The sequence below is a fragment of the Micromonospora sagamiensis genome (assembly GCF_014680085.1).
Lineage (GTDB): Bacteria > Actinomycetota > Actinomycetes > Mycobacteriales > Micromonosporaceae > Micromonospora > Micromonospora inyonensis.
In genome coordinates this window covers 4182351-4203480 of sequence record NZ_AP023438.1, presented here as the reverse complement: position 1 = coordinate 4203480, position 21130 = coordinate 4182351, and the positions used below count along the sequence as shown (strand labels likewise).

Annotated in this window: 18 protein-coding genes; 11 read left to right on the top strand and 7 right to left on the bottom strand. The window is 73.2% G+C overall.

From position 1 onward, the window contains the following. Positions 1-45 precede the first annotated feature (45 nt). Both ctaD and IGA62_RS18500 read right to left on the bottom strand, forming a co-directional pair. Entirely contained in the window at positions 46-1806 is a 1761-nt protein-coding gene (gene ctaD / locus IGA62_RS18505; protein WP_145819582.1) for an aa3-type cytochrome oxidase subunit I, read from the bottom strand. Positions 1807-1948: 142 nt separating this feature from the next. Continuing rightward, on the bottom strand, positions 1949-3055 hold the full coding sequence (locus tag IGA62_RS18500) for an FAD-dependent monooxygenase (RefSeq protein ID WP_145822145.1): 1107 nt from the start codon (positions 3053-3055) through the stop codon (positions 1949-1951). 261 nt (positions 3056-3316) lie between these two features. On the opposite strand from IGA62_RS18500, the gene IGA62_RS18495 reads away from it, so the two are divergent. Further along, the gene (locus IGA62_RS18495) at positions 3317-4432 is read left to right on the top strand and encodes a GH12 family glycosyl hydrolase domain-containing protein (RefSeq protein WP_145819583.1); all 1116 of its coding nucleotides are present in this window, start codon (positions 3317-3319) and stop codon (positions 4430-4432) included. Between the two features lie 73 nt (positions 4433-4505). Here the strand turns inward: IGA62_RS18495 and IGA62_RS18490 are convergent, their stop codons facing one another. Then, on the bottom strand, positions 4506-5339 hold the full coding sequence (locus tag IGA62_RS18490; protein ID WP_232624689.1) for an aldo/keto reductase: 834 nt from the start codon (positions 5337-5339) through the stop codon (positions 4506-4508). Between the two features lie 72 nt (positions 5340-5411). Here IGA62_RS18490 and IGA62_RS18485 point away from each other — a divergent pair, with 72 nt between their 5' ends. Then, entirely contained in the window at positions 5412-6479 is a 1068-nt protein-coding gene (locus IGA62_RS18485) for a DNA polymerase ligase N-terminal domain-containing protein (RefSeq protein ID WP_145819584.1), read from the top strand. Positions 6480-6512: 33 nt separating this feature from the next. On the opposite strand, the gene IGA62_RS18480 is transcribed toward IGA62_RS18485, so the two are convergent. Together IGA62_RS18480 and IGA62_RS18475 are read right to left on the bottom strand one after the other, a co-directional pair. After that, positions 6513-8294 (bottom strand): glycoside hydrolase family 15 protein, encoded by a 1782-nt coding sequence (locus IGA62_RS18480; protein WP_145819585.1) that lies wholly within the window; start codon positions 8292-8294, stop codon positions 6513-6515. A gap of 65 nt (positions 8295-8359) precedes the next feature. Further along, positions 8360-8758 (bottom strand): cupin domain-containing protein, encoded by a 399-nt coding sequence (locus IGA62_RS18475; RefSeq protein ID WP_145822147.1) that lies wholly within the window; start codon positions 8756-8758, stop codon positions 8360-8362. A gap of 456 nt (positions 8759-9214) precedes the next feature. Here IGA62_RS18475 and IGA62_RS18470 point away from each other — a divergent pair, with 456 nt between their 5' ends. The 8 genes from IGA62_RS18470 (at position 9215) to IGA62_RS18435 (ending at position 18303) form a co-directional block, all read left to right on the top strand. Beyond that, positions 9215-10330, top strand: a complete 1116-nt coding sequence (locus tag IGA62_RS18470) for a transporter substrate-binding domain-containing protein (RefSeq protein WP_232624688.1) — start codon at positions 9215-9217, stop codon at positions 10328-10330. Positions 10331-10476: 146 nt separating this feature from the next. After that, a complete protein-coding gene (locus IGA62_RS18465; RefSeq protein WP_232624687.1) occupies positions 10477-11292 on the top strand; it encodes a hypothetical protein in 816 nt (271 codons plus the stop codon). Positions 11293-11305: 13 nt separating this feature from the next. Continuing rightward, the gene (locus tag IGA62_RS18460; protein WP_186500015.1) at positions 11306-11479 is read left to right on the top strand and encodes a hypothetical protein; all 174 of its coding nucleotides are present in this window, start codon (positions 11306-11308) and stop codon (positions 11477-11479) included. Beyond that, a complete protein-coding gene (locus IGA62_RS18455; protein WP_145819586.1) occupies positions 11479-13686 on the top strand; it encodes a serine/threonine-protein kinase in 2208 nt (735 codons plus the stop codon). The genes IGA62_RS18460 and IGA62_RS18455 overlap by 1 nt, the downstream gene beginning before the upstream one ends. 18 nt (positions 13687-13704) lie before the next feature. After that, positions 13705-14649, top strand: a complete 945-nt coding sequence (locus IGA62_RS18450; protein WP_145819587.1) for a zinc ribbon domain-containing protein — start codon at positions 13705-13707, stop codon at positions 14647-14649. Further along, a complete protein-coding gene (locus tag IGA62_RS18445; RefSeq protein ID WP_145819588.1) occupies positions 14646-15794 on the top strand; it encodes a hypothetical protein in 1149 nt (382 codons plus the stop codon). The genes IGA62_RS18450 and IGA62_RS18445 overlap by 4 nt, the downstream gene beginning before the upstream one ends. Next, a complete protein-coding gene (locus IGA62_RS18440; RefSeq protein ID WP_145819589.1) occupies positions 15791-17095 on the top strand; it encodes an ABC transporter substrate-binding protein in 1305 nt (434 codons plus the stop codon). Before IGA62_RS18445 ends, IGA62_RS18440 begins: the two co-directional genes overlap by 4 nt. Before the next feature lie 89 nt (positions 17096-17184). Then, positions 17185-18303, top strand: coding sequence for a beta family protein (locus IGA62_RS18435; RefSeq protein ID WP_145819590.1), 1119 nt, complete (start codon positions 17185-17187; stop codon positions 18301-18303). A gap of 88 nt (positions 18304-18391) precedes the next feature. Here the strand turns inward: IGA62_RS18435 and IGA62_RS18430 are convergent, their stop codons facing one another. Next, positions 18392-18679 carry an adhesin gene (locus IGA62_RS18430; protein WP_145819591.1) on the bottom strand — a complete coding sequence of 96 codons (288 nt, stop codon included), beginning with the start codon at positions 18677-18679 and terminating at the stop codon, positions 18392-18394. A 402-nt stretch (positions 18680-19081) separates the two neighbouring features. Between IGA62_RS18430 and dacB the strand changes: the two genes are divergently transcribed. Next, the gene (gene dacB / locus IGA62_RS18425; RefSeq protein ID WP_145819592.1) at positions 19082-20674 is read left to right on the top strand and encodes a D-alanyl-D-alanine carboxypeptidase/D-alanyl-D-alanine endopeptidase; all 1593 of its coding nucleotides are present in this window, start codon (positions 19082-19084) and stop codon (positions 20672-20674) included. A 71-nt stretch (positions 20675-20745) separates the two neighbouring features. On the opposite strand, the gene IGA62_RS18420 is transcribed toward dacB, so the two are convergent. Beyond that, on the bottom strand, positions 20746-21063 hold the full coding sequence (locus IGA62_RS18420; protein WP_186500017.1) for a hypothetical protein: 318 nt from the start codon (positions 21061-21063) through the stop codon (positions 20746-20748). Positions 21064-21130 lie beyond the last annotated feature (67 nt).

Here is a 21130-nt window from a genome sequence, read left to right as displayed (position 1 = left end):
TCGGGGTGCGGCGCCCGTCGTACGTGCCGTGCGTGGGCTCGCCGGTCAGTTCTTCCGGTCGAGGTCGCTGGCGGTGTCCTCCTGGTAGGTGGCTCCACCGTCGGACTCGCTGGTCAGCGGCTTGGCACCACCCTCGGGCGGCCCGGCCAGCGACTGGCCGGCGGCCAGCTCGGGGAACTTCTCGTCGAACGCCGGCCGCTCGGAGCGGATCCGTGGCATCCGGTCGAAGTTCCGCAGCGGCGGCGGGCAGCTCGTCGCCCACTCCAGCGAGTTGCCGTGGCCCCACGGGTCGTTCACCTCGACCACCGGACCGGTCTTGTACGACTTCCAGCAGTTGTAGATGAACGGCAGGGTCGAGATACCGGTGATGAACGCACCGATGGTCGAGATCATGTTCAGCGTGGTGAAGCCGTCGCTGGGCAGGTAGTCGGCGTACCGCCGGGGCATGCCCTCGTTGCCGAGCCAGTGCTGCACCAGGAAGGTGGTGTGGAAGCCGATCGTCGTCAGCCAGAAGTGCACCTTGCCGAGGCGCTCGTCGAGCATCCGGCCGAACATCTTCGGGAACCAGAAGTAGATGCCGCCGAAGACCGCGAACACGATCGTGCCGAAGAGCACGTAGTGGAAGTGGGCCACCACGAAGTACGAGTCGTGCAGGTGGAAGTCGAGCGGCGGGCTGGCCAGCAGCACACCGGTCAGACCACCGAAGAGGAAGGTGACCAGGAAGCCGAGCGCGAAGAGCATCGGCGTCTCGAAGCTGACCTGGCCCCGCCACATGGTGCCGATCCAGTTGAAGAACTTCATACCGGTCGGCACGGCGATCAGGAAGCTCAGGAAGCTGAAGAACGGCAGCAGCACCTGACCGGTGGCGAACATGTGGTGCGCCCACACGCTCATCGACAGGCCGGCGATGGCGATCGTCGCGCCGACCAGACCCTTGTAGCCGAAGATCGGCTTGCGGGAGAAGACCGGGATGATCTCGGTGATGATGCCGAAGAACGGCAGCGCGATGATGTACACCTCGGGGTGGCCGAAGAACCAGAAGAGGTGCTGCCACAGCATCGGGCCGCCGGTGTCGGGGCTGAACACGTGCGCGCCGAGGATGCGGTCGGCGGCGAGCGCGAAGAGCGCGGCGGCGAGCAGCGGGAAGACCAGGATCACCAGGAGGCTGGTGACCAGCATGTTCCAGGTGAAGATCGGCATCCGGAACATGGTCATGCCGGGCGCGCGCAGGGTCAGGATCGTGGTGATCAGGTTGACCGCGCCGAGGATGGAGCCGAGACCGGAGATGGCCAGGCCGACCACCCACATGTTGGCGCCGATGCCCGGGGAGTGGGCCTCGGTGCTCAGCGGCGTGTACGCCGTCCAGCCGAAGTCGGCCGCGCCACCGGGGGTCAGGAAGCCGGCCACGGCCATCGTCCCGCCGAACAGGAAGAGCCAGTAGGCGAAGCTGTTCAGCCGGGGGAACGAGACGTCCGGGGCACCGATCTGCAGCGGCACCACGTAGTTCGCGAAGGCGAACACGATCGGCGTCGCGAAGAAGAGCAGCATCACCGTGCCGTGCATGGTGAAGAGCTGGTTGTACTGCTCCGGCGAGAGGAACTGCATGCCGGGACGGGCCAGCTCGGCGCGGAGGATCAGGGCCATCAGGCCACCGATCATGAAGAACACGAAAGCGGTGACCATATACATGATCCCGATCTGCTTCGCGTCCGTGGTACGCAGCATCCGCGCGATGGCCGAGCCCTTCACCGGCTCTCGGACCGGCCAGGGCCGGGTCACGACCGGCTTGGGTGCGACGGTGGTCACGAGTGGCCTCCGGTTCTCGTTCGTCCCCCTCGGCACGCGCTGGTAATTGCGAGCCGTAGTCCGAAGGAAGGATAGTCCCCGGCAGGTCGACACGCCGCGCCGGGTGGTCGGACACGCCCTGCAGCCGTCGGCTGGTCCGGGCTCACAGCGGATCGACCAACAGCCGGTAGTGCTCCTGGAAGATGCGCCCGCCCCGGCCGCGCAGCAGCGGGTCGCGCAGCGCCGGGGGGACGTCCCGGGTCCGGTCGCGGTCGCGGGTGCGGTCCCGCACCCACTTGGTACGCGGCCGGCGGCGGCTCTCGTACGCCACCAGCGCCGACTCCACGCTGCCGGCGGCGTGCAGCGACTCGGCGAGCACCACCGCGTCCTCCAGTGCCATCGCCGCCCCCTGGGCCAGCGTCGGCGCGGTGGCGTGCGCGGCGTCGCCGACCAGCACCACCCGCCCCCGGGACCACCGGCCCAGCTCGACCTCGTCGGTGGGCCCGACGTGCACCCGGTCCAGGGCGTCGAGCACCCGGGGCACCGGACCGCCGTAGGAGCCGAACACCTCGCGCAGTCGGGCCAGCGGGTCGGCCGGCGGCGTGGTGCCGACCTCGTCGGCGTAGCAGTAGAGCCGTCCCCCGCCGACCGGCATGACCACGAACCCGGCGCGCTGGCCGAGCAGGGCGGTCCACTCGGCCACCGGTGGCCCGCCCCGGACCATCCCCCGGTAGACGATCTGCCCGGCCGGACGGGCCGGACCGCCGAGCGCGGCGAGCGTGCGCACGCCGGACCGGGGGCCGTCCGCACCGATCACCAGGTCGTACTCGGTGACGGTGCCGTCTCCGAAGGTGACGGTGACCGCGTCGGCCGCGAGGTCGAGGGTGCGCACCTCGGTCCCGTGGTGGACCGCCCCGCCGGCCCCGGTGAGCAGGACGCGGTGCAGGTCGCTGCGGGGCAGGGCCCGGCACTCGCCGACCCCGGCCCAGAGCCGGGTCAGGTCGACCTCGCAGAGTTCGCTGCCGGCGGCGTCGAGGAACCGCTGTCGGTGGATCACCTGCCCGAGTGGGCGGACAGGCAGGTCGAGGTCGAGCCGGCGCAGTGCGCGGGCGGCGTTACCGGGGAGGTAGAGGCCACTGTCGGGCGGTTCCGTGCCGGCCCGTCGCTCGGTGACGTCCGGGCGGTATCCCGCCATTCGCAGGGCCCGGGCCACCGCGAGCCCGGCGATGCCCGCGCCGACGACGAGAATGCGCAGGGGGGATCCACCCATGCTGGTGTACGCCTCCGAGGGGAGCGGCACGCGTTGAAGGCAAGAGACTACTCCCCGCAACCGACCCAGGGAAGATCCGATCGGATGGCGCAGGATCTCCCCTTCGACTGAGGCGGGTGGACCCAGGGCGCACGAACCGGAGCGGTCCGGTTGCGCCGTCTTTTCAGACATGTAAATGTGTCAACTAAACATGGGAGCGCTCCCGACCCACCTCGGGACCGTCCGGTGCCCCCACGCCGAGTCCAAGGAGCAGCGAACACCATGACCCGTACCCTCCTCCGTGCCACCCTGGCGGCCGGCCTCCTCGCGGCCGGCGCGATCGTCGGGGTCAGCCTCGGCGGCAGCGCGTCCGCCGACACCCAGATCTGCGAGCAGTACGGCTCGACCGTCATCCAGAACCGGTACGTGGTGCAGAACAACCGCTGGGGCACCAGCGCCCAGCAGTGCATCAACGTCACCGGCACCGGCTTCTCGATCACCCGGCAGGACGGCAGCAACCCGACCAACGGCGCGCCGACGGCGTACCCGTCGGTGTTCTACGGCTGCCACTACACCAACTGCTCCCCCGGCACCACGCTGCCGATGCAGGTGAGCCAGATCAGCAGCGCGACCAGCAGCATCCAGTACACCTACGTCAGCGGGGCCACCTACAACGCCTCGTACGACATCTGGCTGGACCCGACGCCCAAGCGGGACGGGGTGAACCAGATGGAGATCATGATCTGGCTCAACCGGCAGGGCCCGATCCAGCCGATCGGCTCCCGGGTCGGCACCACCACCCTGGCCGGGCGCACCTGGGAGGTCTGGCAGGGGAGCAACGGCGCCAACAACGTGATCTCGTACGTCGCGCCGTCGGCGATCAGCAGCCTGAGCTTCAGCGTGCTCGACTTCATCGCCGACGTCCGCAACCGCGGTGCGATCACCAACTCCTGGTACCTGACCAGCATCCAGGCCGGCTTCGAGCCCTGGTCCGGCGGCGTCGGCCTGGCGGTGAACTCCTTCTCGGCCAGCGTCAACGGAGGCGGCACCAACCCGACCACCCCGCCGCCGGGCGGGGCCGCCTGCGCGGTCCGGTACGCCCCGACGAACGTCTGGAACAACGGCTACACCGCCGAGGTGACCGTCACCAACACCGGCTCCGGCACGGTCGACGGCTGGACGCTGGCGTACCAGCTCCCGGCCGGGCAGCAGATCACCGGCTCGTGGAACGCCACGGTGACCCAGAACGGCAGCACGGTGACCGCGCGGAACCTCAGCTACAACGGCACCATCTCCCCCGGCGCCTCGGTCACCTTCGGCCACCAGGCGTCGATGAGCGGCAGCTACTCCGCGCCGAACGGCTTCACCCTCAACGGCACCACCTGCACCCGTACCTGACGTACCCGGCGTTCCGGCGGCAGGACCGGTGGACGGACCCCGGCGAGCGGACCGACCGGCGGGGAACGCCGACCTAGACGATGAAGTCGGTCGGTGCGTTCCGCCTGTCGCCGGAATCCCCGGGGCCGGCCAGGGCGTCGATCGTGGTCCGTTCCTCGGGCGTCAGCGCGAAGTCGAAGATGTCGGCGTTGGCCCGGATCCGGGCCGGCGTGACCGACTTGGGGATGACCACGATCCCGTGGTCGAGGTGCCAGCGCAGCACCACCTGGGCCGCGCTGACGCCGTGCGCCTCGGCGACCCCGGTCAGTACCGGGTCGGTGAGGTCGGTGGTCTTGAACGGGCTGTACCCCTCCAGCACGACCCCGCGTTCCCGGTGTTCGGCGTGCCGCCGGGCGTCGTACAGCATCGGGCCCCAGCGGATCTGGTTGACCGCGGGGGCCTCCGCCGTCGCCTGGATCAACTCGTCGAGCTGCGCGGTCGAGTAGTTGCTCACCCCGACGGCACGGGTCAGGCCGTCGTCGCGCGCCTTGAGTACCTGCCGCCACATCCGCACGCTGTCGCCCGGAGCGGCCGGGGGCCAGTGGATCAACCACAGGTCGACGTGGCCGGTCTCGAGGGCGGCCAGGCTGGCCTCCAGGACGTGCCGTTCGCGCCCCACCCCGTCCGAGGGGATCTTGGTGGTGACGAAGACGTCGTCCCGGTGCAGCCCGCTGTCCCGGATCGCCCGTCCCACCTCCTTCTCGTTGCCGTACATGGTGGCGGTGTCGACGTGCCGGTAGCCGGCGGCGAGGGCGGTCCGCACGGCGTCGTAGGCGGACTGGCCGGACGCCTGCCAGGTGCCGAAGCCGAGCAACGGCATCCGGACGCCGTGGGGCAGGACGACGATGGGTGGGTCGGACGTACTCATACCGGTCCGCGTACCCACCTGCTCCGGTCCCATGCCGCTGCGGAGGCGTCCGGATTCGCGGACAATGTCCCCATGGCGGACCGGCTACGCGAGTACCGGCGCAAACGCGACGCCGGACGGACCCCGGAGCCGGTGCCGCGACGCTCGCCCCGAGGGCCGGACCCGGGCGACGGGCGGGGCCGGTTCGTGATCCAGCAGCACCACGCCCGCAGCCTGCACTGGGACCTGCGCCTGGAGCGCGACGGCGTGCTGGTCTCCTGGGCCGTGCCGCGTGGGCTGCCCCGCGAGCCCGGCCGCAACCACCTGGCCGTGCACACCGAGGACCATCCGATCGAGTACCTCGACTTCCAGGGCGAGATCCCGGCCGGCGGGTACGGCGGCGGTCGGATGACCATCCACGACCGGGGCACGTACCGGTGCGAGAAGTGGCGCGACGACGAGGTGGTCGTCCGACTGTCCGGTGAACGCACCGCCGGCCGGTACGTGCTCTTCGCCACCGGCGGCACGGACCGCGACTGGATGGTCCGGCGCACCGACCCGGCGCCGGCGGGCTGGGTGAGCATGCCGGAACGGATCGCGCCGATGCGCCCGACGGCCACCGGGAGGCTGCCGGCGGACGGGGCCGCCTGGGGGTACGAGATGCGCTGGGACGGGGTACGCGCGCTGGCGTACGTCTCCGGCGGCCGGCTGCGGCTGCTCGCCCCGACGGACTCCGACGGGGAGCGGGACGTCACGGCGGCGTACCCCTGGCTGCGGGACATGGCCGAGGCGCTGGCCCCGACCGAGGTGGTGCTGGACGGGATCCTGGTCGACATCGACGCCGCCGGTCGGGTGCGCCCGCCCCGTCCGGCGCGGGCCGGACGCGTCGACCCCGCCGGCCAGTACCTCGTCGTCGACCTGCTCTGGCTCGACGGGGTGTCCAGCGTGGACGTGCCGTACGCGCAGCGCCGGGAGCTGCTGGACGGGCTCGCCCTGGGCGGACCGCACTGGCAGACCACGCCCTGGTTCCCCGGTGCGGGCGCGGAGACCCTGGCCACCGCCCGGGCGCAGGGGCTGCCGGGCGTGCTGGCGAAGCGGTTGGACGCGACGTACGAGCCCGGCCGGCGCAGCCCGCACTGGCGGAGCGTCGACGCACACTGAAGCTCCGCCGGGGTGGTAGCGCTGCCTGCCGGGTCAGTCGCCGCCCGGTTCGGTCAGCTCCCAGGCCGCGCTGATCAGGCCGATGTGCGAGAGCGCCTGCGGGAAGTTGCCGAGCATCCCACCGGTGACCGGGTCGACCTGCTCCGGGAGGAGCCCGACGTCGTTGGCGTGCCCGGCCACCCGGGTGAAGAGCGCCTCGGCCCGCTCCCGCTCGCCGGCCAGGACGAGGCACTGCACCAGCCAGAACGAGCAGAGCAGGAACCCGCCCGGGTCGGTCGACCAGCGCCGGACCAGCCCGTCCGGAGTGGCCAGTTCCCGCTCCACCGCCGCGACGGTGGCCCGCATCCGGGGGTCGGTGGCGGGCAGGAAACCCACCACCGGCAGGTAGAGCGCGGAGGCGTCGAGTTCGTCGGAGCCGAACGCGCCGGTGTACGCGCCGATCCGCTCGTTCCAGCCCCGCTCCAGGACCGTCGCGCGGATCTCGTCGCGCACCGCCCGCCAGCGCACCGGGTCGGCCCGGTCCCCGAGCTGGGGGGCCAGCTCCACCGCGAGCCGCATGGTCACCCAGCAGAGCGCCTTGGAGGAGAGGTAGTGGTGCTCCTCCTCCCGGGTCTCCCACATTCCCCGGTCCGGCAGCCGCCAGGTCGCGGCCACCTGCTCGGTCAGACCGACCACCGTCTCCCGCAGCTCGTCGTCGAGCCGCTCACCGAGGTACTCGTGCAGCCGCCAGACCGCCGAGACCACCTCGCCGGGCACGTCCAGCTGACGCTGCCGCCAGGCGTCGTTGCCCAGCCGCACCGGCCGGCTGTCGGCGTACCCGCGCAGGTGGGTGATCTCGTGCTCGGCCAGGCCACGCTCCCCCTCCAGGCCGAAGAGCACCGGCACCGGATCGTCGCCGAGCTGGCCGATCGACCGGGACGCCCAGGCGAAGAGGCGGGACGCCTCGTCCGGGCAGGCCGCCACCCAGAGGGCGTGCAGGGTCATCGCGAAGTCGCGCAGCCACGAGTAGCGGTAGTCGTAGTTGCGGTCCCCGCCGAGCCGCTCGGGCAGGGAGGTGGTGAGGGCGGCGGCGACCGCGCCACTGCGGGTGTACGTCAGCCCCTGGAGCACCGTCGCGCTGTGCCGTACCAGCCCGGCGTGGCGGCCCTGGTAACGGTGCGACTCCCGGAACGCCTGCCAGGCGAGGACCGTGTCGGCGAGTGCGTCGACCGGGTCGAGGCGCGCGGGGATCCCGCCGTACACCGGGGCGTACGCCAGGTCGAAGCCGAGCCGGTCGCCGGCGGAGACCGCGAAGTCCGCCCGGACCCGGTCCCGTTCGACGTGCAGTGGTACGCCACCCCGCAGCGCCAGGGCGACCGGGCCGGCCTCGGCCCGTACCGTGCCGTCCGGCAGCTTCCGCAGATACGGCGTGAGCAGCCCGTACTCGGGCCGGGGGGTGAGGTCGAGGCGCATCGGGACCCGCCCGCTGAGCCCCTCGACCACCCGGAGCAGCACCGCCGGGGAGTTCTGCCCCAGCTGGTGCGCCCGGGCTCCGGGCTCGGCGGCGAGCGCGTCGGTGACCGCGACGCTCCCCTCTGGCGTGTGGTGCACGGTCCGCAGCACCAGGGTGTCGGGCAGGTACGCCCGCTCCACCCGGCCGGTGCCGACCGGGGCGAGCCGCCACCGGCCCGCCGCGTCGTCGAGGATCCGCCCGAACACGGCGGGCGAGTCGAACCGGTCGGGGCACCACCAGTCGACCGAGCCGTCCCGGCCGACCAGTGCGCCGGAACGGCAGTCGGAGAGGAATCCGTAGTCGGAGATCGCCGGCCGGTCCACCTGCCCGGCGTACCCCGATCCGCACCTTTCAGACCCCGATCCGCCGCCTCCGACCGGCGCGGGGACTACTGGCGCGCGGTCGGCGGCTCGTCCTTGCCGGCGGCCTCCATCTCGTCGGCCTCCTCCTTGGTCCGGTGCACGACCTGGTCGGCGTGCTCGGGCGGGCCGTAGACGGTGTACAGCACCAGCGGGTTCGGGCCGGTGTTGACGAAGTTGTGCTTCGTGCCGGCCGGTACGACCACCAGGTCGCCCTGGTTCACGGCCTTCTTCTCGTCCGCGACCCGGGCCTCACCGGTGCCGCTGACGAAGGTCAGGATCTGGTCGGTGTCCTCGTGGACCTCCTCGCCGATCTCCCCACCCGGCGGGATCGTCATGATCACCAGCTGGGTCTGCTGTCCGGTCCACAGGACCCGGCGGAAGTCGGGGCTCCGCTCGGCGACGGTCGCGATCGTGTAGTGCTCCATGTCCTGCCCATACCCGGTGTCGACCCTGGTCACGCCGCTACCTCCGAATGGAGGACTTTTCCACAGCGGTCAGGTTTGCGGCTTCCCGGAAGGGGCATGATGCAGACTGACCGGCGCAGCACGCCAGAGTCGGTCGAGCCAGGTCCCCGCTGGCGTACCGCCGCAGGCTGCGACGGTGGGAGACGGCCAGAGCGCGGCGACGTGACGACCCCGCAGCGGGGTTCGGAACGGCGCCGCGCGCTCATGTCCGGCGTCGGCTGCCGGCCCTCCGCCAGCTCCTGCTGGTACCACAGCGCACCGCGCCGCCCACACCACGGGACCACCGACCCCACCTCGGCCGTTGGGACGAGAGTCGGATACCCGCCTGTGGCGACCCTGGCCCGCAGTTGTCCGCACCGCACCCGCAGACCCCACAATGGAGGGCCGGTCACCGGTGCGGCAGCGGGAGGAACGAGCTTGAGTCAGGAGACTGAGCCGAGCGCGGCGACGACGACCGCCCCGTCGAGCAACCGATCGCGACAACTCCGGCTGGTGGCGTTGACGGTCGTGCTGACCGTACTGGCGGTGGCCCTGGTCCCCGTCGTGCTCGACACCGGGCCCCCGACCCGCGACGAGCTCATGGAGCGGGCCGGTATGAAGGGCAAGCGGGAGCTGCTCATCGGGGTCAAGGACGACCAGCCCGGCATCGCGTTGCAGCTGCCCGGGGGCGGCTGGCGGGGCTTCGACATCGACATCGCCTACATGATCGCCAGCTATCTGGACTTCGACCGCAGCAAGGTGGTGCTGCTGCCGATCGAGAGCGAGGACCGGGCCCGGCGACAGGCCCCCTACAACGACCGGTTCGTCACCGTCGACATGGTGATCGCCTCGTACAGCGTCACCGACGAACGGACCCGGGAGGGCGCCACCTTCTCCGCGCCGTACCTGCACACCGAACAGTCGGTGGTCACCCTGGCCGACGAGCCCGGCCCGGTCAGCAGCCTGGAGGACCTGCGTGGGCGGCGGGTGTGCACGCTGACCACCTCGACCTCGCAGAACCGGCTGCGCGACGTGGGCGCCGAGGCGTACGGCCGGAACAAGATCAGCGAGTGCGTCCAGGAGTTGTACGACGGGCGCACCGACGCGGTCACCACCGACGCGGCGATCCTGGCCGGCTTCGTGACCTCCAGTCAGGACCGGGACGCCTTTCCCACCACCCTGAAGAACGTCAAGCCCCTGCGGCACTGGGACATCGGCTCGTCCCCGCAGGAGCGGTGGGGCGTCAACACCGGCCCCAACACGGCCCTGCGTGACCTGGTCGACCTCGCCCTGCACGCGTCCGCCAAGGACGACGAGAACAAGGTCTGGGAGGAGGCGTACGACGACAACCTCCGCTGGCAGCAGCCGTTCAACCGGCCGCAGTCGGTCGCCGAGGAGCAGCAGCCCGAGCCGAGGAAGGTGGAGGTACGGCAGTGGCCGTGGGAGAGGTTCGCGCTACCGCTGCCGGGTCACCCCGGACCGCCGGTGGCCCCGGTACGGACGGCCGCCCGCGCCGGACGGCAGGGGCGCGGCAGGCGCAGCAGTGGCTGCTGACGCTCGTCCCGGCGTTCCCCGTCCTGCTGCTGGTGCTGCGGCTGTGGCAGCTCAGCCGGCAGGACAGTTCGACGATGCTGCTGCTGGTGCAGTACGTCAGTCCACTCGGGCTGCTCAGTGCCCTGCTCATCGCGCTGGTCTGAGCGGTGCCGCTGGGCGTGCTGGTGGTCGGGGTGCTCGGCCGGCTGCTGCGGCTGAGCGCGCCGGAGCAGTTCGACCCGGAGCGCTCGCTGCTCGCCTCCGGCACGGCCCGTACCCCGGGCTGGGTGCTCACCGCCGCGGTGTCACTGGCCGCGCTCACCTGGCAGCTGCGGTTCCTCCCGGCCCTGCTGATGCTCGCCCTCTGGCTGCTCGCCCTGCGCACCCGGTACCTGTACCCTGACCGTCCGCTGCGGATCATGCTGGTCGGCGTGGCGCTGCCGGTGGCGGCGGCCGTGGTGACGTACGCCGTGCTGGGGCCGGCCATCTGGGCGGCGGTCCGCGCGGACGAGTGGAGCACCGTGGCCCTGCTGGCCGTACCACCGGCCGCCGCCGGCGTGCTCACCGGCCCGCTCCCCCGCCGGGCCGCCCCGGCCCTGACCCACGGGCTGGCGTACACCGTCGCCGCGGCGCTCCCGCTGGTGATGGGGGCGGTGTTCCTGCGGGTGCCCGTCCTGCCCACCGCCGCGATCGAGGTCGCGTCGACGGAGACCGGCCCAGCGGCCGGCGTCGTGCTCGGACACCTGATCACGGTGACCGACACCTCGACGGTCGTACTCGACCGGGGCGGCGTGGTCCGGTTCCTGCCCAACAGCCGGGTCCGGACGCAGACCCTCTGCTCCGAGGCCGCCCGGGTCCCGTTCAGCGTGGTCAGCGTGCACGGCTGGCCGGTGGAGGAGACCGCCCTGGACTGGATGATGCCCCGCCGACCGGTCACCCCGCCGGACCAGCGCTGCTCCGGCCGACTGGGCCCCCGATCCTGACCGGCACGTCCGGGTGGTCGCCGGCTCCGCCGAACTGACCGGGGACATCGCGCGGCGCGACCGGTACCGTCGGGCACACGACCTGCTCCGGACCGGCCCGGCCGGGGCGGTCCACGGGTACGGCGACGAGGTGCGCCGTGCCCTCGACGACCGGTCCGGCGACGAGTCCGACGGGGGGTCCGCCTGATGTTCTGCACCCGTACCCCGGACTGCACCGGCACGGTCGACGAGACCGGTTTCTGCGACCGGTGCGGGCTGGCCCCCCGCCGCGCCGACCGGTCGCCCCGGCGCGGGTCCGGGACGACGCCGCCGCCCGCTGGCGAGACCTGGACGGTGGCCGATCTGGTTCCGCTCCCCGTGCTGGAGTTCCCGACCGACGAGCGGGTCCTGCGCGACCCGGTGGTCCCCGAGCACCAGCGGTTCTGCGCCCGCTGTGGCGGCCCGGTCGGGCGGGGTGGGAAGGACCGCCTGGACCACGGCTTCTGCGTCCGCTGCCAGACACCCTTCGCCTTCGTGCCCGACCTGGAGCGCGGCGACCGGGTCGCCGACCAGTACGAGGTCGTCGGCTACCTGGCCCGGGGTGGCCTCGGCCAGGTGTACCTCGCCAGGGACACCCACCTGGACGACAACCCGGTCGCCCTCAAACGGCTGATCAACAAGACCGACCGGCACGCGCTGGCGGTGGAGGTCGCCGAGCGGCGCTACCTGACCACGCTCGACCATCCCACCATCGTCCGGATCTTCAACTTCGTCACCGCCCCGGACCGGCTCTTCGGGGGGCAGGCCAGCTACCTCGTCATGGAGTACCTCAACGGGATGTCCCTGGCCGAACTCTGCCGGGCCGCCCATGATCCGGCCCGGCCGGACATCTCGCTGCCGCTGGAGCACATCCTCGCGTACGCCCACGAGATCCTGACCGCGCTGGACTACCTGCACCGCCGTGGGTTGCTCTACACCGACCTGCACCCCGGGAACGTGATCCGCACCGCCGACCGGATCAAGCTGATCGACCTCGGTGGGGTACGCCGGGTCGACGACCGCTCCAGCCCGCTGGTGGGCACCCCGCTGTACCGGGTCAGCGACCGGGAGGTGGAGACGCACGGCGCCACGGTCCGCTCCGACCTGTATTCGGTCGGGGTGCTGCTGGCGGAGCTGAGCCGTGGTCTCGTCCCCGGGCCGGGGGCCCCGGTCGCCGAGGTCGGGGTGGAGTCGTTCCTCCGGCTGGTGCGGCGGGCACGGCACGCCGAGCCGGAACGCCGCTTCGCCTCCGCGACCGAGATGTCGGAGCAGATCCGGGGGGTGCTGCACGAGCTGCTGCCGGCCCGGTCGGTGCCCGAGCAGCCCGCGTCCTCCACCGTGTTCTCGCCCACCCCCATGCTCTTCGACGCGGGTCTCGGCGCGGTGCCGCCGCTGGCGCACTGGACCAGGCCGGGGGCCAGTGTCCTGCGCGCGCACGGCCGGCCCGCTCCGGCTGCCGTGGCCACCGGTCTGCCGGTGCCCCGTCCCGCGTCCGGCGACCCGGCGGCCGAGTTCCTCACCACGGTCGGGGCGCTCGACCCGGAGAGCCTGCTGGACGGCCTCGACGCCTTCGACACCCCCTCCGTCGAGATCGAACTCGCCCGGTGCCGGGCCCGGCTGGAGCTGGGCGACCCGCCCCGCGCCTGGGACGCGCTCACCGCCGCCGAGCGGCAGCTCGGCGACGACGCCTCGGTCGACTGGCGGATGACCTGGCACCACGCGTTGCTCGCGCTCACCCAGGGCGACGTCTCCCGGGCCGGCGACCTCTTCGACCAGGTGTACGGGGAACTCCCCGGGGAGGTCGCGCCGAAGCTGGCCCTCGCCTACTGCGCCGAGCACACCGGTCACGCCGGCCGGGCGGCCCGCTACTACGAGGCGGTGTGGCGACGGGACCGGTTGACGGCGAGCGCCGCGTTCGGCCTGGCCCGGCTCCGGTTGGCCGGGCGGGACCGGACCGGGGCGGTGGCCGCCCTCGACGGCGTCCCCCGCTTCTCCCGGCACCACGACACCGCCCGGATCGCCGCCGTCCGGGCGCTCACCACCTGGCTCGGTGACGAGCCACCCGACGCGGCGTCGCTGAACGCGGCGGTCGGACGCCTCGCGAAGCTACGGCTCGACGGCGGCAGCCCGCACGGCGAGGCCCGCGACCGGCTGACCACGACCGTTCTCGAGGCGGCGCTGGAACGGATCCTGGCCACCGGACCGGACGGGCTGGACGGCGGCGGGACGTTCGGCGAACCGCCCTCGGAGACCGCCCTGCGGCGGCGGCTCGCCCGGTCCTTCCGCGGCCTCGCCCGGCAGCAGGCCCGCAACCGCAACGACCACGGCGTGCTGCTCGACCGGGCGAACACCGTCCGTCCCCTGACCCTGCTGTGACGCGTGAGGAGTGATCTGGTGTCGACCGTCCCCCTCGGCTTCGACCTACACCTCGAGTACGACCACTTCCTCTCCCCTGCCGACCGCGAGCTGCACGGGATCCTCACCGTCACGGCACGCGTCCGGGACCGGCGACCGGTGGCCGGGACGGACCGGCCGCGGCTCGCCGGGGTTCGCGTCGGCGGGTGGGAGTCGACGGCCCGCCCGCCGACCGGGATGCCCGCCGCCCCGACGGCCGCCGCGATCGTGGTGCCGCAGGTTCGGCTACGGATCAGGACCGTCGCCCCGAACCGGGTGCTGTTCTGCCGGCAGGTCCACCCGACGGTGCGGGACCTGACCGGCGTGCCGGTCGACGACCGGACGGTGGACCACCCGACCGGCTCGTGGGGTGAGGAACGCCGGGAGTACCACCTCTGCCTGGCGGTGGACGGCACGGACCGGCCCCGGGACGAGGACCTGTTGGCGGCCCGGATCGACCTGGTGGTGGCGGACACCGCGCAGACGCCCCCGGTGGCCGCGCTGGTGCGCTGGACGGACGACCCGACCCTGCCCGGTCAGGTCGACCCCCGGACCGCGTACGACACCGGTCGCAGGGAGCGGAGCCGCGAGGTCGTCGACGACGGCGAGGGCCACGACAGCGACGACTTCTCGGCCGCCGGCCCGCTGGGACGGGCGGTCAGGCTGGCCGCCGTGGCCGGTGACACCCGCCGGCTCGGGGAGCTGGGGCTGCTGGTCGACGCCGAGGATCCTGCGCCGGGGCAGGTGCCGGTCCGGGACGACCCGCCCCGGCCGGAGCCGGCCGGTTGGTCGTACCCCCGGCACGACGGCCCGCCTCCGGCGGGGCCGGGGGCGGCCGGCGGCGCCGTCCGGACCTGCCGGTGCGGCCGGGGGTCACCACCGGACGCCCGGTACTGCGAACGGTGCGGGACGGAGTTCGACGTGCCGGGACCGGTGCCGGCGTGAGCGCGGCCACCCTGACCAGCACCACCCGGCGGGACCTGCGGCGTCACCGGCGGGCCCTGCTGGTCGCGACGGCGGTCGCGCTGGCCGGCTGCCTCTCGGTCTTCCTCGTCGTGCACCGGACCGCCGACGCGGTTGCCCGGCAGTCCGTGCCGTCGGTCCTGGCCGTCTACGACACCCAGGTCGCCCTCCGGGCCGCGCACGGCGCGGCGCTGGCCGGTTTCTCCGACGGCACCCGACTCCTCGGCGGCCCCGGCGAGGAGTACCAGAACCGGATCGCCGCCGCCGGCCAGCACCTCGCCGAGGTCGCCGAGCGGAACGCGGCCGGTGAGACGGGCAGCGGCGACATCCAGGTGGTCGAGGCGCTCCTGGTCACCTACACCGGCCTGATCGCCCGGGCCGACGTGCACTTCCGGCAGGACCGGGACAGCGCCCTCGGCACCGCCTCGCTCTGGGACGCCGCCAGCCTCCTGGAGGAACTCCTGCTCCGGCTGGACCGGCTCCGCGAGGCGCAGCTGAGGGCCCTGGACGACCAGGTCGGTCGGGTGTGGACCAGTCCGGCCGCGGCCGCGGTCTGGCTGCTGCCGGTGCTCGTCCTGGTCGGGTTGCTGGTACGGGCCCAGCGGTTCCTGCGTCGACGGTTCCGCCGCCGACTGAACGCCCCCCTGCTGCTGGCGACCCTCTTCGTGGTGCTGATGGGCGTCGCCACCTCGTCGAGCCTCTGGTCCGCCGGGCAGCTCACCGCCGCCCGGGAGTCGATCAGCGAGGTCGACGGGCACCGCCGGGAGCAGCTGGCCCTGCTGGCGGCCGGGGACACCGACCGCCTCACCGACCGGCTCGAGGCGGCCTGCGGAGGGCGGGACGGGTGCCCGCGCACCATCGACCTGGTCACCGCGTCCGGCGGCGCCCCCCCGGACGGCGACACGGAACCCGCGGGGCCGAAGCGGGGCACGGCACCGGCGGCGACCACCGCCGACCCGGCCGGCGACGCGCGGACCAACGGCGACGTCGCCATCGACCGGGCCACCCGCGCGGCCAACAGTTTCGGCGGCGAGATCGTCCTGTCCGTCGCGGCGCTCTGTGCCGCGGTGGCCGTACTGCTCGGCTTCCAGCCGCGCCTGGATGAATACCGGTACCACGAACGATGAGACGCCGCATCGCACTGCTGCTGCTCCCGGTCCTGTTCGCCGTCGGGGGCGTCGCCGCCTGCGCGGACGCGACCCCGACCGGACGGGTCACCGTCATCGCCTCCTGGTCGGAGGCGCCCGCGGACGACGGGGGGACACCCCCGGACACCGAGGCCGCCGCCTTCGTCGCGGTGCTCGACGAGTTCGAGCGCAGGACCGGCATCACGGTCGACTACCGGGGCACCCGCGACGTCAGCCAGGTGCTCCGCTCCGGGGTCGACCGGGGTTCCCCGCCCGACGTGGCGGTGCTGCCCCGGCTCAACGACCTCCAGACGTACGTGCCCAGCCGCAAGCTGCACCCGTTGGACGACGTGCTCGGCGGGGAGCGGCGGACGGATCTGGAGCCACAGCTGGTCACCCTCGGCGGACGGGTCTACGGGCTCTCCGTCAACGTGATCCCCAAGAGCCTGGTCTGGTACGCGCCCGACCGGCACCCCACCCTGGCCCGGCGTCCGCCGGCCACCTGGGAGGAGCTGGTGGCGTTCAGCGCCGGGCGGCGCACCCCGTGGTGCCTGGGCATGGGCGCGCCACCGCTGTCCGGCTGGCCGGGCACGGACTGGATCGAGGACCTTTTCCTGCACCGGTGGGGGGCGGCGACGTACCAGGCGTGGACGGCTGGCGACCTGCCGTGGGACTCGCCGCAGATGCGCGAGGTCTGGCAGGCGTGGGGCGAGGTGACCCGGGCCGGCCGGAGCACCCCGAATGCCCTGCTCACCGGCTTCAACGTCGCCGGGCTCGGCATGTTCGCCGAACGACCGGAGTGCCATCTGGACCACCAGGGCTCCTACATCGTCCGCGACTACCGGCGACAGGCCCCGGACCGGTTCGACTTCTTCCCGTTCCCGCCGTTCGCGGCGCGTGGGGGCACCGCCACGACCACCGAGATCGCCGAGGACGTGGTGGGGATGTTCCAGGACACTCCGGAGGCCCGCGAGTTGATCCGCTTCCTCGCCGGGGAACGGGCGCGGCAGGTCTGGCGGGAGGCCAGCGGTGGCCTGTCCTTCACCCTGAACCGGGGCACCGATCCGGCGAGCTACCCGGACGCGGTGTCCCGCCGGATCGCCGGGACCCTGGCCCGGGGCACCCTCTGCCGGGACGCGTCGGACCTGATGCCGGCGGCGATGACCGCCGCGTTCCACCGGGCCGTCCTGCACCACCTCGACGACCCCCGGGACCTGGCGACCCTGCTCCGCGAACTCGACACCGTGCGGGACCGGATCCCGGACGAGGAATGGCTGGACCTGCCCTGCCTGAGCCGATAGCCCAAGGGGCCGGGCGCCAAGCCACCGGTTGACCGGCAGATCAGCCGAACGGCGCTGTGAGGCATGTTCATCGCTCGATACATTGGAGTATGGCGTCCGCCCACACGGGACGGACGGCGGAACCGGTCTACCGCCCGGTCCTCACCGCCGGGCGGAGCGAGCTGGAGGCGCTGGGCCATCTCGACAGCGACGCCGCCGTGCTGGTCGTCCCGATCCTCACCCTCACCGCCGGTGATCCCGTCGACCTGCTCGGTCGGCTGCCGGCGGGGCTGACCGCCGCCGTCGACCTGACCGGGTTCCCCGAGACCGGGCCCCTGCTCGGGCTGCTGCGTCGGGGCGTACCGCTGGTGCCGGTGATCGGGTTCGCGGAGCAGGCCGACCGGCTGGTCAGCCAGGGCGCGATGGCCCGGTCCCACCTCGGCTGGGCGGTGCTCCGCCTGCGCCTGCGCGCGGACCCGTGCGGCGCGGACGCGGCCACGGCAGCCGTGGAACGCATCTGGCGGCGTACCGGCCTGATGCCGGAACAGTGCGACCTGCTGCTCGACGTGGGCGAGGTCTGTTGCATGGCGGATCTGCGCGCGGCCGAGCCGCGGGTGCGCCGGTTGGTCGACTGGGCCCGCCGGCACGCCTGGCGATCGGTGACGGTGGCGGCCGGGGCGATGCCTCCCGCCCTGCCCGGACTCCCCGACGGCGAGCCGGTCCGGTTGGCACGCTGGGACTGGCGGCTCTGGCAGAACCTCACCGGGCTCGGCCTCGGCTACGCCGACTACGGCATCCGCACCGCCACCCCCGGCCCGCCCGAGCGGCTGCCCGGCATGCGGTACACCGCCGACGGGGCCTGGTGGATCTACCGGTGGTCCCGCCGGGGCGGACGGGGGGACGACCGGGTCGCCGAGTTGTGCCGGGCGGTGGTCGCCGCGCCGCACTGGCCGAGGGCCGGGGCCGGCTTCTCCTGGGGCGACCACGAGATCCTGCGCCGCGCACGGGGTGCCGCCGGGGCCGGTTCGGCGACCAGTTGGGCGGCCTGGGGCACCTCGCACCACCTGGCCCACGTGCTGGCCGCGCTCCGGCAGCCGGCCGGACCGCCCCCGCCGTCCGCGAACGATCGCCGTGGGGAGCGCCCCGACGGCCACCGGTCACGCGGACCGCGCCACGGCGGACGACCGGCCTGGCCGTCGCGGGGCGGCGAATCCGGGCGAACCGGCTGACGGCGCCCGGCGGCGACCCGGTGGTCACCGGCCGCCGGGCGGAGCCGGCCCGGTGGTCAGTAGGGCGACGGGCCGCGTCGGCCGGTGGTCAGTGGGCCGGCTTCTCGGTGAAGCCGAACTGCACCACCCCCTCCTCGTCGACGCTTGCGTCGACCGAGGTGTCGTTGAGCAGTTCGGCGGCGTCGGAGTCGAGGAAGATCCGGGCACCTTCGGTGTCCACCACCTGGTCGTCCCGGGCCGGCTGCCCGACCAGTTCGACGGCGAGCGAGCCAGCGTCCAGGTCGGCCGTGATGCGCAGCCCACCGGCGTCGGAGACGTCCTGCTGCGCGGCGAGGTCACGGATCACGAGTACGGCGTTGTCGGTCATGGTGAGCATCGCGGATCTCCTCACTGGTGGTCGGGTGGTCACCGGTGGCCGGCGATCGGTCCCGTCGGACCAGCGCCGGTCGCGGGGCCCCGGTCACACCACCCGGCGGCACGTCCGGACACGGGCCGCCACGGACAGGCCCCTCCGGTACGCGGGCGGCCCGGAGCACGGGCCCGCCACTCGCTACGAACAGGGCAACTCGTACCGCCCTCTCCGGCCAACGGTGCCCGCTGCCGAGAGATCCGTCAAGCGGAGTCCGGTCATCCGCGCGGTCGGGGCCACTACGTCCCGGACGTGCCGGTCACCGCCGGACTGCGAAGGTCCGCCCGGTACGCGAGGCCGCACCCGGCCCGGCACAAATCTTCGCTCTCGGAGCTGCGCTGAAAAGAACCTCCATGGCAGCATCGACGGATGCAACGTCGTCGCTACCCTCGGGCCCTCGCCCTGGTCGCCCTCGCCACCGCCCTCGCCACCGCGACCACCAGTGCCGCGCCCACCGCCACCGCCGAGTCCCCCGCCCCCGCCGAGACCCGGCTCAGCGCCACCATCGACGCGATCCTCGCCGACGCCCGACTCGACGGCGCGCAGGCGGGTGTGGTGGTCGCCGACGCGACCACGGGGGACACCATCTACCAGCGCAACGGGGACCGCCGGCTGATCCCGGCATCCAACACCAAACTTCTCACCTCGGCCGCCGCCATGGAGCTGCTCGGTGCGGGGCACCGGTTCACCACCGACGTCCTGCACACCGGCGCCCGACGCGGCACCGTCCTCACCGGGGACCTCCACCTGCGCGGCGGTGGCGACCCCACCATGCTCGCCACCGACTACGACGCGCTCGCCGCCCGGGTCGCGGCGGCCGGCATCCGGGTGGTCGGCGGCAACCTGGTCGCCGACGACACCCGCTACGACGCCACCCGGCTCGGCCCGGACTGGACCTGGGACGACGAGCCCTACTACTACGCGGCCCAGGTCTCCGCGCTGACCGTCGCCCCGGACACCGACTACGACGCGGGCACGGTGATCGTCACCGCGACGCCCGGGGCGGGTGCCGGGGAACGTCCGCAGATCAGCCTCACCCCGCCGAACGGGTACGTGCGGATCGACAACCGCGCCACCACCGTGGCCACCGGTACGACCAACGTCTCCTTCGAACGCGAGCACGGCACCAACACCGTCGTGGTGACCGGCCAGGTCGCCGTCGGCGCCGCCCCGACCAGCGACTGGGTGACGGTCTGGGAACCCACCGGGTACGCCGCCGACCTGTTCCGCACGGCGCTGCGCCGGCACGGCGTACAGGTGCTGGGACGGACCGTGCTCGGACGGGCGACCCCGGCCGGCGCGACCAGCGTCGCCCGTCACGACTCGATGCCGCTGGCCGATCTGATGGTGCCGTTCCTGAAGCTCTCCAACAACGGTCACGCCGAGGTGCTGACCAAGGAGATCGGCCGCGTGCTCGCCGGCTCCGGCACCTGGTCCGCCGGGCTAGCCAAGATCAACGGCTACGTGGCCGATGCCGGCATGGACGCCGGCACCCTGCGCCAGCGCGACGGCTCGGGGCTGTCCCGGCGGAACCTGGTCCCGCCCGCCGAGTTCGTCGACCTGCTGGTCGCCGTACGTGCCGAACCCTGGTTCGACGCCTGGTACGCCGCCCTGCCGGTCGCCGGCAACGCGGAACGCTTCGTCGGCGGCACGCTGCGCAGCCGGATGCGGGGCACCCCGGCGGCGGACAACGTACGCGCCAAGACCGGCAGCCTCACCGGGGTCTCCGGGCTCTCCGGTTACGTCACCGACGCCGACGGGCGGCGGCTCGTCTTCTCCGTCGTGCTCAACAACTACCTGGCCTCCTCGGTGAAGAGCCTGGAGGACCAGATCGCGATCGCGCTGGCGTCGTACACCGCCACGGGCGGTACGGCGGCGCGGACCGCACCCCCGGCGGCACCGGAGATCCCCCGGACGCCGGAGGGCATCGAGTGCTCCTGGTTGAAGCCGATCACCTGCTGAGGTGCCTGCAGGGGCCCCCTGCTCGACAAAAAGCGGTAACAAGGGGCCCCTGCTACCACCCCAGCCTCGGCTCAGGCGACCGGCGGCGGGACGGCGGCGGGGTCACCGCGCTCGATGAGGGCGTCGATGTCGGCCGGGCGGAGCCCGCGCAGTGCCAGCACGCGTCGTCCCCAGCGGTGCAGGCGGCACGGGTGCGGGCTGGCGTCGTTACGGCACACCGTCCCGCCGGACCACCGGCGCGGCGCGTGCACCACCACCGCCCGGACCGCGAACTGCGCGTCCTCACCGGTGACGTACGGCGGTAGCGGGATCTCCCGGAGCACCTCCCCGCTCGGTTCGCCACCGACGCGCGGGGCGGGAGGCCGGACGGTACGGGTACTCGTGCTCATCAGCGAAGCCTCCCGAGGTCGTCGAATCTCCACAACGGAAAGTTACGACCGGATCGACGGACCGCGA